Genomic DNA, 14100 nt, shown 5'->3' on the forward strand with positions numbered 1-14100 from the left:
CCTTCATTCCTTTCCGCGTCATGGGTCGCGCGATGAGCGCGGGTGTCAGGCAGAGGGTTTCTCGTCGTGGCCGCCGAACTGTTTGCGCATCGCCGATAGCGCCTTGTCGGCGAACTCGTCCAAGTGTCGGGAGGTGAAGCGGGAGTCCAGCGCAGCGGTCAGCACCGGTGCGGGGACGCCCTCCTCGATGGCCGCGATCGCGGTCCAGCGCCCCTCCCCGGAGTCGGAGACGCGCCCGGCGAAGTCGTCGAGGTCAGGCGACTGCTGCAAGGAGACAGCCATGAGGTCGACCAGCCATGAGCCGATCACGCTGCCGCGCCGCCACACCTCGGAGACGTCGCGCAGGTCGAGGTCATAGCGGTAGAACTCCGGGTCGCTCAGCGGGGCGGTCTCAGCATCGCCGATGGCCTGGGCGTCGGCGCCGATGTTCGCCTTGTGCAGGATGTTCAGCCCCTCGGCGATGGCGGCCATCATCCCGTACTCGATGCCGTTGTGCACCATTTTCACGAAATGACCGGCGCCGGAGGGCCCGCACCGCAGGTAGCCATTCTCGGCCGCGGCGACCTCTCCGTCCCGGCCGGGGGTGCGTTCGGCGGTCTGCACGCCGGGTGCAAGTGAGGCGAAGACGGGTTCGACTTGCGCGAACGCGTCGGCATCGCCGCCGATCATCAGGCTGTAGCCGCGATCCAGCCCCCACACACCGCCGCTGGTGCCGCAGTCCAATAGCCGGATGCCGTGCTCGGCCAACAGTTTCGCGTGTCGGACGTCGTCGCGGTAGTAGGAGTTCCCGCCGTCGATGACGGTGTCCCTGGGCTCCAGCGTCTCGGCGAGGTCGTTGATGACGGAGTCGGTGGCCGCTCCGGCCGGCACCATCACCCACACCGCGCGCGGCGCTGTGAGCCCGGCGGCCAGATCGGCGAGCGTGGCGACGCCGGTGGCCCCCTCGCCGGCGAGAGCCTCTACTGCGTCGGGGTTCGGGTCGTAGACGACGCAGTCATGCCCGTCGCGCATCGCCCGTCGTACCAGATTGGCGCCCATGCGCCCCAGCCCGATCATCCCCAGTTGCATTTCCTTTTTCCCCTTCGTGCATCACCCGTCCACCGCGCCACTTCTTCATCCTGCGCCCGCTGCTGCGGTCCGACTAACGGGCCGCGCGGGTTCACAGACAACGTGCGCGTTGCTGGAGCCCGGACTACCCCTGACCCTGTCCGATTCCCGGCCCCGAGCGTACGTTGAAAACAGACGCGACCCACCTCAGATCGCCGCGGGAGCGCACCGATTCTCATCGCGAAGGAATACGGCACATGAACCACACTGACGCGTCGGATACGACGCCATTCACCGATGAGCAACAGGAGCTCGCGCACCGGCTGGCGACCCAGTTGCGAGTGGATTCCATCCGTTGCAGCACCCAGGCCGGCTCCGGGCACCCGACATCGTCGCTCTCCGCGGCGGACCTCATGTCCGTTCTGCTCCTGCGCCATTTCCGGTATGACTGGGCGCACGCCGAGACGCCCGCAAACGATCATCTGATCTTCTCCAAGGGGCACGCCTCCCCGTTGCTCTACTCGATGTACCGGGCTGTCGGCGTCGTGGACGAGGACGAACTGGTGAACACCTACCGGCAGTTCGGATCCCGACTCGAAGGGCATCCGATGCCGGTGCTGCCGTGGGTGGATGTCGCCACCGGGTCGCTCGGGCAGGGCTTGCCCGATGCCGTCGGCGTCTGCCTGGCCGGGAAGTACCTGGACGAGCTGCCCTACCACGCGTGGGTGCTCTGCGGCGACAGCGAAATGGCTGAGGGGTCCATCTGGGAAGCCATCGACAAGGCCGCGTATTACAAACTTGGCAACCTCACCGCGATCGTCGACGTCAACCGGCTCGGCCAGGACGGCCCCACCGAACTGCAGTGGGAGATGGAGAAGTACGCCGGCCGGGTCGAAGCGTTCGGCGCCCATGCCCTGGTCATCGACGGCCACGACCTGGCTGCCATCGACACCGCGCTGGCCCAGGCTCGTTCCCAAACGGACCAGCCGACGGTGGTGCTGGCCCGCACGATCAAGGCCAAGGGCGTGCCGGAGATCGAAGACAAGAACGGGTGGCACGGCAAAGCCTTACCGCCGGAGATGGCGGAACGTGCGATCGCCGCCCTCGGCAGGGTGACCAGCCTGACCGTGACGACCGAATCCCCGGATGCGGGCACGCCGGCCATCCACGCCGACCCGTCGGCGACGGTGACGATGCCCACCTGGGACATCGGTGAGAAGGTGGCCACCCGGGCCGCGTTCGGCGCCGCGATCTCCGCTCTCGCGGCGCGCCCGGAGGTGGTCGTGCTCGACGGCGAGGTCGGCAACTCCACCCACGCCGGCGAGTTCCAGGATGTCTGCCCCGAACGGTTCTTCGAGATGTACATCGCGGAGCAGCAACTGATCGCCTCAGCGGTCGGGCTGTCGGTGCGCGGCTACATCCCGTTCGCCTCCAGCTTCGCCGCGTTCCTGATCGCCCGGCCATACGACTTCATCCGGATGGCCGGAGTGTCCGAGGCGAACATCCGCCTGGTCGGCACCCACGCCGGCGTCGAAATCGGGCAGGACGGCCCGTCCCAGATGGCATTGGAAGACATCGCGGCCATGCGCGCCGTGCACACCTCCGTCGTCCTCTACCCGAGCGACGCGCCATCGACCGCCGCCCTGGTGCGGACCATGGCCGACACGAACGGTGTCGTCTACCTGCGGGCGACCCGAGGCGCCTACCCCGTCATCTACGGCCCGGCGGAAGAATTCCCCATCGGCGGATGCAAGGTCCACCGGACGTCAGCAGATGACCAGGTGGCGTTGATCGGAGCCGGGGTGACCCTGCACGAATGCCTCGCCGCCGCCGAACAGTTGGCCCAGGACGGCATCGCCGCGCGAGTCATCGACCTGTACTCGATCAAGCCACTCGACCGCGACACGCTCATCGACACCTGCCGCACCACAGGCGGCAGGCTGGTTGTGGCGGAAGACCACTACCCGCAGGGCGGCATCGGCGGAGCCGTGATGGAAGCACTCGCCGACGCGGACCTACCGCAACTGCGGGTCGCGCTCTTGCGTGTCAGCGGCCTGCCCATGTCGGGGCAGCCGGCCGAACTGCTGGACGCCCCCGGCATCTCGGCACGGCACATCGCCGCCGCCGCGCGAGAGCTCGTGGAGGCCAAGGAATGAACCCGAACAAGACAACCGACAACACCGAGGCGCGGCCCCGCTTGAAGCTCGCATCGGCAGTGATGTTCGTGGCCGACCTGGACCGTTCGGTGGTGTTCTATCAGGAGCTTCTCGGGCTCGCGGCGACCAACCGCAACGACCAGGCCGCACTTCTCGTCAGCCCCGACGGGTACCAGTTGTACCTGCGCAGCATGGGGACGGGGGCACAGCACCCACTCGGTGGCATCGGCATCCAATACGTTGTGTGGACCGCCCCAAGCGAAGACGACCTCGCACGGTGCGAACAGGTCCTGAAAGCCCAGTCCCCGCACGTCACCCGCACGAGCGTCGACGGGTTCATCATGGTCGAAGGCCGTGGACCGGACGGGGTTCCGGTAGTCGTCACCTACCCAGGGCCCGACCAGGCACCGCGACACGAGATCCTGCAACGCATTTACGAGTGGTAACCCTGACGGTGAAAAGCCGTAGTGACTGACAGTGAATATCACGGTGAACCGGCGCCGCAACCGGTTACGACCCGGATGTTCGGCTGCGGCGCGGGGCGCGCCCGGCAGGTTGTGTCGGCCGGTCGCCTGCCGGCAGCGCGTCGGGGATCGGGAGCGTGAGGGAGCTCCCCGCGGACACGGTAGCCGGCTGGTCGTGGTGGACGAGTGGCAGCGGCGCGCCATCCTGGACGTCATACGTGGCTTGCGTGCCGACGATCTCGACACGCAGCGTGCGCCCGGCGAGCTGCACTCCGAAGGCGAGCCGGGTGAGCCCGGGCGGCAGCCGGGGAGCGAAACGCAGGCCGGCCTCGGTATGCCGCATCCCTCCATACCCGGCCACCAGGGCGGTCCACACTCCCGCCAGCGACGCCAGATGCAGCCCGTTCCTGGTGTTGTGCTCGAGGTCGTCCAGGTCCATCAGCGCCGCCTCCGCCAGGTAATCCTCGGCCAGATCCAGCTGCCCGACCTCGGCGGCGATCACCGCCTGCACGCAGGCGGACAGCGATGAATCGCGCACGGTCAACGCCTCGTAATAGGCGAAGTTACGGGACTTCTGCTCGGCGGTGAACGCGTCCGGACGCAACTGCATGGCCAGCACCAGGTCGGCCTGTTTGATCACCTGCTTGCGGTACAGATCGAAGTACGGAAAATGCAGCAGCAACGGATACTGCTCGGCTGTGGTGGCCTCGAAGTCCCAGACCTGGTGCCCGGTGAATCCCTCCGCCTGCGGGTGTACGCCCAGCGCCCGATCGTAGGGAATGACCATGCCTGCCGCCGCGTCCCGCCAACTCGCCAATTCCTCCGCGTCGACGCCGAGCTCCTGCGCCCGGTCGCGGTGCCGGGTCGCCGCGTCCGCAGCCCCCACGAGGTTCTGTTGCGCCATCAGGTTGGTGAACACGTTGTTGTCCGCCACGGCGCTGTATTCATCCGGCCCGGTCACCCCATCGATCCGGAACCGGCCTTCCTCGTCATGGTGTCCGAGAGAGCGCCACAACCGGGCGGTGTGCACCAGCAGCTCCACACCAACCGTTCGTTCGAAGTCGTCATCCCCGGTAGCGCGGACGTAGCCGATCACGGCGGCCGCGATATCCGCGTTGACGTGGAACGCTGCGGTGCCCGCCGGCCAATAGCTGGAACATTCCTCGCCCCGGATCGTGCGCCAGGGAAAGGTCGCACCTTTGAGTCCCAGTTGGGTTGCCCGGTCGATTGCCAGCGGCAGCGTGCTGTGCCGCCATCGCAACGCGTGCGCTGTCGCATCCGGTGCCGTGTACGTCAGAACCGGCAGCACGAACACCTCCGTGTCCCAGAACGCATGCCCGTCATATCCCGGCCCGGTCAGTCCCTTGGCAGCGATCGGCCTGCCTTCGGCGCGCGAGGCGGCCTGCAGCACGTGAAACAGCGAAAACCGGACCGCCTGCTGAATGGTGGTGTCACCGTCGAGTTGTACATCCGCTCGCGACCAGAAGCCGTCCAGATACGTGCGCTGCTCGGCCAGCAACCCATCCCAGCCGGTCTGCATCGCACCGGCCAACGCCGCGTCGGCCTGATCACGGACCGCCGGCAGGGACCGGGAGGCGGACCAGCCGTACGCGACAACCTTGACCAGCCGCAGACGCTGACCGGGCTCCAGCGTGGTCGAGACCATCGTCCGGCCCAAATGGGGGAAACTCTCCGACTGTACCTGCGTGCCGGGCGGCCCATCCACGACATGGTCCATCACCGCGGCCACGATCAAACCGCTCGTGCGTGTGGAGTGCACCAGACCGGCTCGAGCACCGCGCGCGGAATCGGCCCGTTCCACGAGCGGCGACTCCAACGTGGCGGCGACCCGCGGATCCCCACCGGGATCGGGAAGCTGCTCATTGGCCACCACCTCCGACTGCACCACGATCCGTGTCGTCTGGTCGACAGCCTCGACTTCGTAGCAGATCGCCGCGATCGCCCGTTGCACCAAGGAGACCATCCGGGTGGAGGTGACCTTGACGGTGCAGCCGGCCGGGGAAACCCAGCTTGCCTGCCGGTTCAGCACACCGGCACGAAAATCGAGGATGCGCTCATGGGAGCGCAGCTGCCCGTAACGCACATCGAACGGTTCGTCGTTGACCAGGAGCCGCACCAGCTTCCCGTTGGTCACGTTGATGACCGTCTGCCCGGACTCCGGGTACCCGTAACCGCGTTCGGCGTAGGGCAGCGGCCGCTCCTCGAACACCCCGTTCAGGTAAGAGCCCGGAAGTGCATGCGGTTCCCCTTCGTCCAGGTTTCCGCGCCAGCCGATGTGCCCGTTGGACAGCGCGAAAACCGACTCCGTCTGCGCCAGCACATCCAGATCCAAGCTGGTCTCCCGCAGACACCACGGCTCGACGGCGAAACTCGGATGATCGATCATCGTGTGTCCAGCAACTCCGCCAGATCGGAAATCACGATGTCGGCACCGTGCTCGGCCAGCGCCGCAGCCTGCCCCACCCGGTCCACGCCGATGACCTGGCCGAAGGCGCCGGCCCGACCGGCCTCCACCCCCGCAAGTGCGTCCTCGAAGACGGCGCATTCGGCCGCTTTCAGCTCCAGTGCTTCCGCCCCGGCCAGGAACATGTCCGGGGCCGGCTTGCCTTTCAGATGATCGCGCTTCGCCGTCAACCCGTCGATGCGCCGATCGAAGAGGTCCTCGATGCCGGCCGCCGTCAACACCGCCCGACAGTTCTCGCTGGAGGAGACGACCGCGCAGCCCAAGCCCCGAGAGCGCACCGCGCGTACGTAGCGCACCGACCCCGGATACACCTGTACGCCGTCCTCGTGGATTCGCCGCAACACGATCTCGTTCTTGCGATTACTGAGTCCGGACACGGTTTCCGCGCCAGCCGGGTCATCGGCGGCGCCCTCGGGCAGGGTTATGCCCCGGGAGTCCAGGAAAGAACGGGTGCCGTCTTCGCGAGCTTTTCCGTCAACGTACGCGTCGTAGTCGGCGACGGGGTCGAACGGAACGAAGCGTTCACCGCTGCGCTCAGCCACCTGATGAAGGTAAGCGTCGAACATCTCCTTCCACGCCGCCGTGTGCACCGTCGCCGTCTTGGTGATCACACCGTCCAGGTCGAACAGGCACCCCCGCACTCCATCGGCCAAGCCGACAGCGGCAACGTTCCTTCGCCCGGCATTCGTCGACTCGGTGTTCATCGGCCGGTGTTCATCGGTTCAGGATGTCGGCGAGGACGGTGGCTTCGCTGATTTCGGGCTCCTTGGTGCCGGTCAGCAAGGTAAGCCGCTTATCGGTGGCCAGGTCGCGCAGATGTTGGAGAGCCTTGCCCCGCTTGACCTGGCGCAGTTCCGTGCGGTATCGGTGCGTGAACTCGGTGAATTTGGCGGGATCGTGACCGTACCATTTGCGCAGCTCGGTTGAGGGCGCCACATCCTTGCACCACTCATCCAGGGCCGCCCGGGCCTTCGTCAGCCCGCGCGGCCAGATGCGGTCGACGAGAACCCGGACACCGTCCTGATCCTCAGGCTCGTCGTACACTCGGCGCACCCGCACATCCGGGCTTTTCGTCATGGCCAGACCTCCTCGGCGATTCATGCCACCAGTGGATGCCGCACGAACCGCGAAGCACCAGCGGAGTGGGCCGGCAGGCGGCCCCAGCCTTGCTGTCAGTATGCGCTTGGCGAACGAAACGGGACACCCCACGCGAACTGCAGCGATGGTCTGGGGAAACAGATCGACGACGAGTCAGTGACCGACGACGAGACGACACCCGGTCTGTAGCGCTCAGATGAGTTTGGCAACCGTGAGCAGCACAACTGAGTCCTCCAACGCCTTGAGGGTATGGCTGGCGTTCGGGATGATCAGCAGGTCACCGGTCCAACCAGGCCAGGACGTGTCCCCGCTCTCCAGCACGACCCGCCCAGCGAGCACATAGATGGTTGCTTCGCCAGGGCTGGGATGTTCGTCGAGTTGTCTGCCGCCGTGCAACGCGATCACGGTCTGCCGCAGAACATGCTCGTGGCCGCCGTAGACAGTCGTTGCGCTCCGGCCGCTGGACGCGGCACGAGCGAGCTCCAACTGCTTGCGCGCCAGTGCGGTGAGCGACGTCTTTTGCATCATTGGCTCCCTCGTAAGTCGGCGACAAAGATCCGTCCTGGGCGGGCCTGCATCGAGCATCGACGACACATCACTCAGATGGACATGCTGTAGCCGAAGAACTCGTGGTCGCTGTTGTAGCTGCCGTGCCCGCCGCCGATGTCGGAGAAGTGCTCGACGAACTCGATGCCCTTGATCCACTTGACCATCTTGAAACCGAGCTGCACTTCGTTGCGCAACCGCAGCGGGGCCCCGTGGCCGAAGCTGAGATCTTCACCGTTCATCTCGAACGCGAGCATCGTCAATGCGTAGCTCATCTGCTCGATCGGTTGCGCGTCGTAATAGAGTCCGCCGTCGGACCCTTCCGCGAAGGAGTAGAAGACGACCCACTTCGCCCCCGGCTTGGGTTTGACCAGGTCCAGAATCGTCTGCATCGAAACGCCACCCCACTTGGCCACGCCCGACCACCCCTGGATGCAATAGTGCTGCGTGATCTGCTCATGGTGGGGCAGCGCCCGCAGCTGTGCCAGGTCAAGCTCGACGGGGTTCTCGACGACCCCGTCGACCCGTAACCGGTAGCCGGCGAAGTTGCCATCGCGCAATGCCTGGTACTCGTCTGAGGTCGGGAAGGTGCCGTTTGTCCAGAAGTACGGAGAAATGTCTTTCTCCGTGTACTCGCCGGGCTTGGAATCAAGGTGCTCGAACAGCCTCTGGGCGGGCCCGATCAAGAGGTAACCCACTCTTTGGATCGTCCGCGGGAAGCGCATCGTCGCCGGGCTGGCCGCGACCCAGGCAACGACCGTGACCAGCATCGCCACGGCGAAGACGCCGAAACCGACCCACGATTCATTGTTGCGGCTGGCGAACATGTGGTTCAGGTTCTGCAGTGCGCCGGTGGCCATCACGAGGGTGACGTGGACGATGATGAACGCCAGGAAGTACACCATGATCAGGAAGTGCAAAGACCGGGCAACCTGCACGCTGAAGTATTTGCTGATCCATCTGAACTTCGTGGACAGTGCCGGGGACATCCCCAGCCCGGTGATCAACGCCAACGGCGCCGCGATGAAGACGGTGATGAAGTAGGCGATCAGTTGCAGACTGTTGTAGTTCGTCCACCCGGTGTCGGCCGGCCAGTTCATCGACAGATACTGGATCGCGACGGAGATCGCATTCGGGAACACATCCCAGTGCAGCGGTACCAAGCGCACCCACTGACCCGTACTGAACAGAAGGACGTAGAAGACCAGCCCGTTGGCAAGCCACAGCGTGTCCATGCCGAAATGCCACCACCTGGCCAGACCGATGGTGTGGCGGCGCCCAGGCAGTCCCACCCCCGCCGGCAGCGTGATCGAGTCGGCCTTCGCCGTGTACAGCGGGTCATCGGTCGGTATCGGGTTCTGCATGCGGAACCAGTTGCGGCCCGGTCCGCTGTGCCGCGTCCAGTACAGCCGAGGGTGGTCGGCGAGAATCTGCCACCCCGCGCGGATGATGAAGAACATGAAGAAGAAGTTCAGGAAATGCTGCCAACCCAGCCAGGCAGGAAGCCCGACCGGAGCCCATGACGGCAGCTCCGACATGCCCGGGTAGGTCTTCATGAAGTCCTGCACTGCGGGGACGGTACGCAGACCGCTTGCGACGGCGATCGCCGCCACCAACAGTACGAAACCGATCGGGATCAACCACAGCAGGTTGAACCACTTCGTGTGGCCGATCCGAATCCGCGGCGCGACACCATATTGCGCTGGGATGCTTCCCGCCCACTCCGCACCCACCCTTTCGTGGGCTCTGACCGTGAGCTGGGACCGGAAGCTGTTCGTCGCCTGAAGGGGGATACCGCTTGTCGTCGCCGTTCTGTCTGCTGCCGGAATGAGTTCATTCTCTGCACGAGACCGTGCGGGGATGTCCTCCGGAGCAAGACTTTCATCCGCGTTCACTGTGCTGTCCTTCAATCCATCTATTCGACGAGTTTGCCGACGACCGTGTTCTCGACTGACGGGATCAGCCGGGCGATCTCCGTGGGTGTGTCGGCAACAGGCTCCTGCGTGAGGCCGCCGGTGAGAGACCACACCATGTTCACCTTCAGCGCCGGGTCAAGCGCCGGATAGTCGCAACGATTGTGGGCGCCCCGGGTCTCCGTGCGGGCGAATGCGGATTCCAGGGTGGCGCGGGCGGCGAGCATGGACCCTTTCAAGTCGAACGCGTGCGCGAGATCGTCGAAGCCGGCGATATCCGGATGCACCGCCAAGTTCGGCATCCGCGCCTCGACCTCGTCCAGCTTCACCAGGCCGGTGCGGAGCCCCTCATCGTCGCGGATCACTCCGCCGTGTTCGCTCATCAGATTGCGGAGGGCTCGCTGCATGCTGCGGACGTTGTCGTAGCCACGGCCGGCCAACAGCGTGTCGACCTCGCCCCGTGCCTCGACCACCGCGCCTGTGCTGCGCAGCTCCGCGGGAAGCCGGCGGGAGTATTCGGCGGCAGCCTGCCCGACGATGCGCCCGTAGACCAACAGCTCCGCGAGCGAGTTGCCGCCCAGCCGGTTGGCGCCGTGCGTGCCGGAGGATGCCTCTCCGATCGCATACAAGCCGGCAATGTCGGTGCCGTGATCCTCCGGCCGCACCCGCACCCCGCCCATCGAGTAATGCGCGGTCGGCGCGATCTCGATCGGGTCCCGGGTGATGTCCAGCATCTGCAGATCCAGCATGTTGCGGTTAGTCACCCGCGAAGCAGGTGCGCCGGTAGGTGTGCGCGCCGAAGAACCGTTGCGAGAGACGCCCATCCGCTTCGCGGGCGAACGGCATCCCCCATGCTTCCAGTTCTCGGATGCCATCGGGCGCGTTTCTTGCCAGCGTCTCCACGATGCGCGGATCGGCCAGATCGTACGATTCCCTGATCGTATCGGCGGCATGCTGCTGCCAGGAGTCTTCGGGGTCCATCGTCCCCAACGCAGCGTTGATCCCGCCGGCGGCCAACGTGGTGTGAGCGTCGTACTTGCGCCGCTTGCCGACCGCCAGAACGTCCACCCCCTGCTCGCGCAGTTCGATGGCGGCACGAAGCCCGGCACCTCCGGTGCCAATCACGAGCACGGAGGTGGCCAGGGTGCGTTCGATCATCTCGTGAGGGCCTCGTGGATGGGCGGCATCGGGTTCCGCTTGTGAGTCGTGGACATTGTCATGGAAACCTCAATCCCGGCCCGCAGCCCGAAGATCGGGCGCGGACCGACTCCGCAGTCGCAGTCCCCGGTCAGCACGGCCAGACGCGTACTCCGTCATGGTGCGCCCGGAGTCTGATTCCGACAACGGCGGCACCCGATCTTCCACGAGCGCCCCGCCACTGGCATCGACGAGGACCGGCGGTTGGGATTCGCGTTCGGCCGGAGATTCCATGAATCAGCCTCGTGGCCTATCCGGTGATCGGTTCGGGGCGTAGATTAGGGGTGTTGCTCCAGACCTCGGCGGCGGTTCGTCCCTGACGATGTCTGGAGCATTCGCATGAGCGACATTTTCAACCCGACGGGTCGCAGCGCTGACGTGCTCGGCGACGCCGACGGTGCGCCCCTCCGTTCGCGCGAGGGTGAACCGGCGGTCACGCAACCGATCGAGATCATTGATCTGACACCAGCGGAGATGCCGCAGGAGATTCAGCGCTGGTACTGCGACGGCGGGTCCGCCGGTCCTTCCGCGACGGCAGGCGGCATGTCATGACCGGCCTCATCGTGATCATCGTGGTGGTGGTCATCCTGTTGATCATCACCGCCGTTCTGGCCCTGCATATCGTGACCCAGTACGAGATGGGTGTCGTGTTCCGGTTCGGACGGGTCTCCCAGGTGAAGAAGCCGGGCCTGGCGGTGATCATCCCGATCGCCGACCGGCTGACGAAAGTGTCGTTGCGGATCATCACGATGCCGATCCAGTCCCAGGGGATCATCACCAAAGACAACGTCACTGTCGACATCTCCGCCGTCGCCTATTTCCGGGTGGTCGACGCGGTCAAATCGGTGGTCGCGATCGAGAACGTGTACTCGGCCATCAATCAGATCGCCCAGACCACGCTGCGAAAGGTCGTGGGCCAGCACACGCTCGACGAAATGCTGGCTGAAACCGACGTGATCAACGCCGACATCCGGAAGATCCTCGACGTCACCACCCTCGTCTGGGGAGTGGAGGTCACTCTCGTTGAGCTGAAAGACATCCAGCTGCCCGACTCGATGAAGCGGGCGATGGCGAAACAGGCCGAAGCAGAGCGGGAGAAGCGGGCGAAGATCATCGCGGCCGAAGGCGAATCTCTCGCTGCCGCCGCTCTCGGCGACGCCTCGGACACGATGATGGCACACCCGTTGGCGCTGCAGTTGCGCAATCTGCAGACCCTGGTCGAACTCGGCGTGGACAAGAACACCACGGTCGTCTTCCCCGCCCCCCTGATGTCCACCATCAGCGAACTCGGCGCGTTCCTGGCACGAGAGGCCGCGGGCGCCGCGATCGCGCAGGACGCCACCGACCTGACCGTCATCCCACTGCCGGCCGAGCACCCGACCTCACCGTCAGCACGCCGGGCGCGACGCCCGGTGCACTCATGATCCGTTCTGCGGTGCTCAACACGATTCCTATCGGGACGGAGAGAGACCGTGACTGAAACAGACCGCGTCAAGTTCGTGAAATTGAGGGATAGCGGCGAAACGATCGCCGACCGGGGTTCCGACATCCGGGGCCGACGCGTCATCGACAAGGACGACCAGACGACTGGAAAGGTCGACGCACTCCTGCTCGACGAGAAGGAGCAGAAGATCCGTTTCCTCGAGGTTGCCCACGGTGGGTTCCTCGGCCTCGGCCGAACCAGATCCTTCCTCCCCGTCGATGCGATCACGACGATCACGGACGAGGAGGTCCATATCGATCAGACCGCCCAGAACCTCGCGGGAGCACCCATCTACGATCCCGAACTGGTGGATGAAGTTCACTTCTTCGAGGAGACGTACGGCTATTACGGGTTCCCGCCCTTCTGGGGTGGCACCATGCCCGTCGTGGATTCCATCAGGCCCCGACCGGATGGCGGCGGTCTGCCCGTCGCATCGGCCGGGGGTACAAGAAGCAGGACCCATGGAAAGTGAAACGTTCGTGATCGTCGGCGCCATGTTGGCCGGGGCGAAAACGGCAGAGGCACTCAGGGACGAAGGGTTCGACGGACGCGTGATCCTCATCGGCGACGAGGCCGAGCGTCCTTACGAGCGGCCGCCGCTGTCGAAGGACTACCTGCAGGGCAAGTCGGAGAAGGAGAAGATCTACGTCCACCCGGAGGGTTGGTACGTCGAGCACGACGTCGACCTGCGGCAGGGCATCCGCGTGACCGGAATCGATCCGTCCGCACACCAGGTGAGCATCGAGGGCGGTGAACAGATCCGGTACGAGAAACTGCTTCTGGCCACCGGCTCCTCACCGCGGCTGCTGCCCTTGCCAGGGGTCGAACGTGAACGGGTGTTCATGCTGCGCCGGCTCGAGGACTGCGAAAAGCTCAAGACGGCATTCGCGTCCGTATCGCGGGTCGCGATGGTCGGGGCCGGATGGATCGGCCTGGAAGTAGCCGCAGCGGCACGGGCGGCCGGTATCGACGTCACCGTGCTGGAGACGGCCGAACTGCCGCTGCTGAAGGTGCTCGGTCGAGAGGCCGCTCAAGTGTTCGCCGACCTGCACACCCGCCACGGGGTTGACCTGCGTTTCGGCGTGCACGTGTCCGAGATCACCGGGGACGACCCGGCACGTGCCACCGGTGTACTTCTGGCGGACGGCGCCCGGATCGACGCTGACATGGTCGTCGTGGGCGTCGGCGCCACTCCCAACAGCCAGCTGGCCGAAGCAGCCGGACTCGCGGTGGACAACGGCGTGCAGGTCGATGAACATCTGCGCACCTCCGAGCCTGACATCTACGCAGCCGGAGACGTCGCCAACCAATTCAACCCGCGTGTGGGCAAACACATCCGGGTCGAGCACTGGGCCAACGCGCTGAACCAACCGGCGGTCGCCGCCAAGTCGATGCTCGGCGTCGATGCCGTCTACGACACGCTTCCGTACTTCTACAGCGACCAGTACGAGTTGGGGATGGAATACTCCGGCTATGTCGAACCGGACGGGTACGACGAGGTCGTCTTCCGCGGAGACAGGGACGCCCTGGAATTCATCGCATTCTGGATGAAAGACCACAAGGTGCTGGCCGGGATGAACGTGAACGTCTGGGACGAGACAGACCACATCCGGGCCCTCATCGAGTCTGGCCAGCCGATCGACAGCGCCAGGCTGGCAGACACCGGTACGGCGCTTACCGACCTGCTGAGTTCTGTGGCGGCCGCTTAGCT

At 65.5% G+C, this 14100-nt stretch carries 12 protein-coding genes and 1 pseudogene; 6 read left to right on the top strand and 7 right to left on the bottom strand.

Annotation, left to right across the window (positions count from 1 at the left end):
- Window positions 1-45 precede the first annotated feature (45 nt).
- Window positions 46-1068: a phosphogluconate dehydrogenase (NAD(+)-dependent, decarboxylating) gene (gnd, locus tag ACYVII_RS10760; protein ID WP_460534749.1), complete on the bottom strand. Its 1023-nt coding sequence runs from the start codon at window positions 1066-1068 to the stop codon at window positions 46-48.
- Between the two features lie 236 nt (window positions 1069-1304).
- On the opposite strand from gnd, the gene ACYVII_RS10765 reads away from it, so the two are divergent.
- Together ACYVII_RS10765 and ACYVII_RS10770 are read left to right on the top strand one after the other, a co-directional pair.
- Complete coding sequence (locus ACYVII_RS10765) at window positions 1305-3203, top strand: transketolase family protein (RefSeq protein WP_460534751.1); 1899 nt, start codon at window positions 1305-1307, stop codon at window positions 3201-3203.
- On the top strand, window positions 3200-3649 hold the full coding sequence (locus tag ACYVII_RS10770) for a VOC family protein (protein ID WP_460534753.1): 450 nt from the start codon (window positions 3200-3202) through the stop codon (window positions 3647-3649). Before ACYVII_RS10765 ends, ACYVII_RS10770 begins: the two co-directional genes overlap by 4 nt.
- 64 nt (window positions 3650-3713) lie before the next feature.
- Here the strand turns inward: ACYVII_RS10770 and ACYVII_RS10775 are convergent, their stop codons facing one another.
- The 6 genes and pseudogenes from ACYVII_RS10775 to ACYVII_RS10800 all read right to left on the bottom strand — a co-directional run bounded on the left by ACYVII_RS10775 (window position 3714) and on the right by ACYVII_RS10800 (window position 10867).
- Window positions 3714-6074, bottom strand: a complete 2361-nt coding sequence (locus ACYVII_RS10775; protein WP_460534755.1) for a glycoside hydrolase family 65 protein — start codon at window positions 6072-6074, stop codon at window positions 3714-3716.
- Window positions 6071-6856, bottom strand: a complete 786-nt coding sequence (locus ACYVII_RS10780; RefSeq protein ID WP_460534757.1) for an HAD family hydrolase — start codon at window positions 6854-6856, stop codon at window positions 6071-6073. Before ACYVII_RS10780 ends, ACYVII_RS10775 begins: the two co-directional genes overlap by 4 nt.
- Window positions 6857-6866: 10 nt before the next feature.
- Window positions 6867-7229 (bottom strand): DUF488 domain-containing protein, encoded by a 363-nt coding sequence (locus ACYVII_RS10785; protein WP_460534759.1) that lies wholly within the window; start codon window positions 7227-7229, stop codon window positions 6867-6869.
- A 213-nt stretch (window positions 7230-7442) separates the two neighbouring features.
- Window positions 7443-7775 carry a cupin domain-containing protein gene (locus ACYVII_RS10790; protein ID WP_460534761.1) on the bottom strand — a complete coding sequence of 111 codons (333 nt, stop codon included), beginning with the start codon at window positions 7773-7775 and terminating at the stop codon, window positions 7443-7445.
- 74 nt (window positions 7776-7849) lie between these two features.
- Window positions 7850-9691, bottom strand: coding sequence for a molybdopterin-dependent oxidoreductase (locus ACYVII_RS10795; protein WP_460534763.1), 1842 nt, complete (start codon window positions 9689-9691; stop codon window positions 7850-7852).
- A 20-nt stretch (window positions 9692-9711) separates the two neighbouring features.
- Window positions 9712-10867 (bottom strand): annotated as a pseudogene (locus ACYVII_RS10800) (FAD-binding protein).
- A gap of 378 nt (window positions 10868-11245) precedes the next feature.
- Here ACYVII_RS10800 and ACYVII_RS10805 point away from each other — a divergent pair.
- From ACYVII_RS10805 to ACYVII_RS10820, 4 genes are read left to right on the top strand one after another with little or no spacing between them, the layout of a single operon-like run.
- Window positions 11246-11458, top strand: a complete 213-nt coding sequence (locus ACYVII_RS10805; protein WP_460534765.1) for a hypothetical protein — start codon at window positions 11246-11248, stop codon at window positions 11456-11458.
- Window positions 11455-12330, top strand: a complete 876-nt coding sequence (locus tag ACYVII_RS10810) for a slipin family protein (protein ID WP_460534767.1) — start codon at window positions 11455-11457, stop codon at window positions 12328-12330. Before ACYVII_RS10805 ends, ACYVII_RS10810 begins: the two co-directional genes overlap by 4 nt.
- Before the next feature lie 48 nt (window positions 12331-12378).
- Window positions 12379-12861: a PRC-barrel domain-containing protein gene (locus ACYVII_RS10815; RefSeq protein ID WP_460534770.1), complete on the top strand. Its 483-nt coding sequence runs from the start codon at window positions 12379-12381 to the stop codon at window positions 12859-12861.
- On the top strand, window positions 12851-14098 hold the full coding sequence (locus ACYVII_RS10820) for an NAD(P)/FAD-dependent oxidoreductase (RefSeq protein ID WP_460534773.1): 1248 nt from the start codon (window positions 12851-12853) through the stop codon (window positions 14096-14098). The genes ACYVII_RS10815 and ACYVII_RS10820 overlap by 11 nt, the downstream gene beginning before the upstream one ends.
- Window positions 14099-14100 lie beyond the last annotated feature (2 nt).

The organism is Humibacter ginsengiterrae, assembly GCF_054780115.1.

Coding starts and splice junctions, on each gene's coding strand:
- ACYVII_RS10780 (WP_460534757.1), bottom strand. CDS start 6,856: ATGAACACCGAGTCGACGAATGCCGGGCGAAGGAACGTTGCCGCTGTC.
- ACYVII_RS10785 (WP_460534759.1), bottom strand. CDS start 7,229: ATGACGAAAAGCCCGGATGTGCGGGTGCGCCGAGTGTACGACGAGCCT.
- ACYVII_RS10790 (WP_460534761.1), bottom strand. CDS start 7,775: ATGCAAAAGACGTCGCTCACCGCACTGGCGCGCAAGCAGTTGGAGCTC.
- ACYVII_RS10805 (WP_460534765.1), top strand. CDS start 11,246: ATGAGCGACATTTTCAACCCGACGGGTCGCAGCGCTGACGTGCTCGGC.
- ACYVII_RS10765 (WP_460534751.1), top strand. CDS start 1,305: ATGAACCACACTGACGCGTCGGATACGACGCCATTCACCGATGAGCAA.
- ACYVII_RS10810 (WP_460534767.1), top strand. CDS start 11,455: ATGACCGGCCTCATCGTGATCATCGTGGTGGTGGTCATCCTGTTGATC.
- ACYVII_RS10775 (WP_460534755.1), bottom strand. CDS start 6,074: ATGATCGATCATCCGAGTTTCGCCGTCGAGCCGTGGTGTCTGCGGGAG.
- ACYVII_RS10820 (WP_460534773.1), top strand. CDS start 12,851: ATGGAAAGTGAAACGTTCGTGATCGTCGGCGCCATGTTGGCCGGGGCG.
- gnd (WP_460534749.1), bottom strand. CDS start 1,068: ATGCAACTGGGGATGATCGGGCTGGGGCGCATGGGCGCCAATCTGGTA.
- ACYVII_RS10770 (WP_460534753.1), top strand. CDS start 3,200: ATGAACCCGAACAAGACAACCGACAACACCGAGGCGCGGCCCCGCTTG.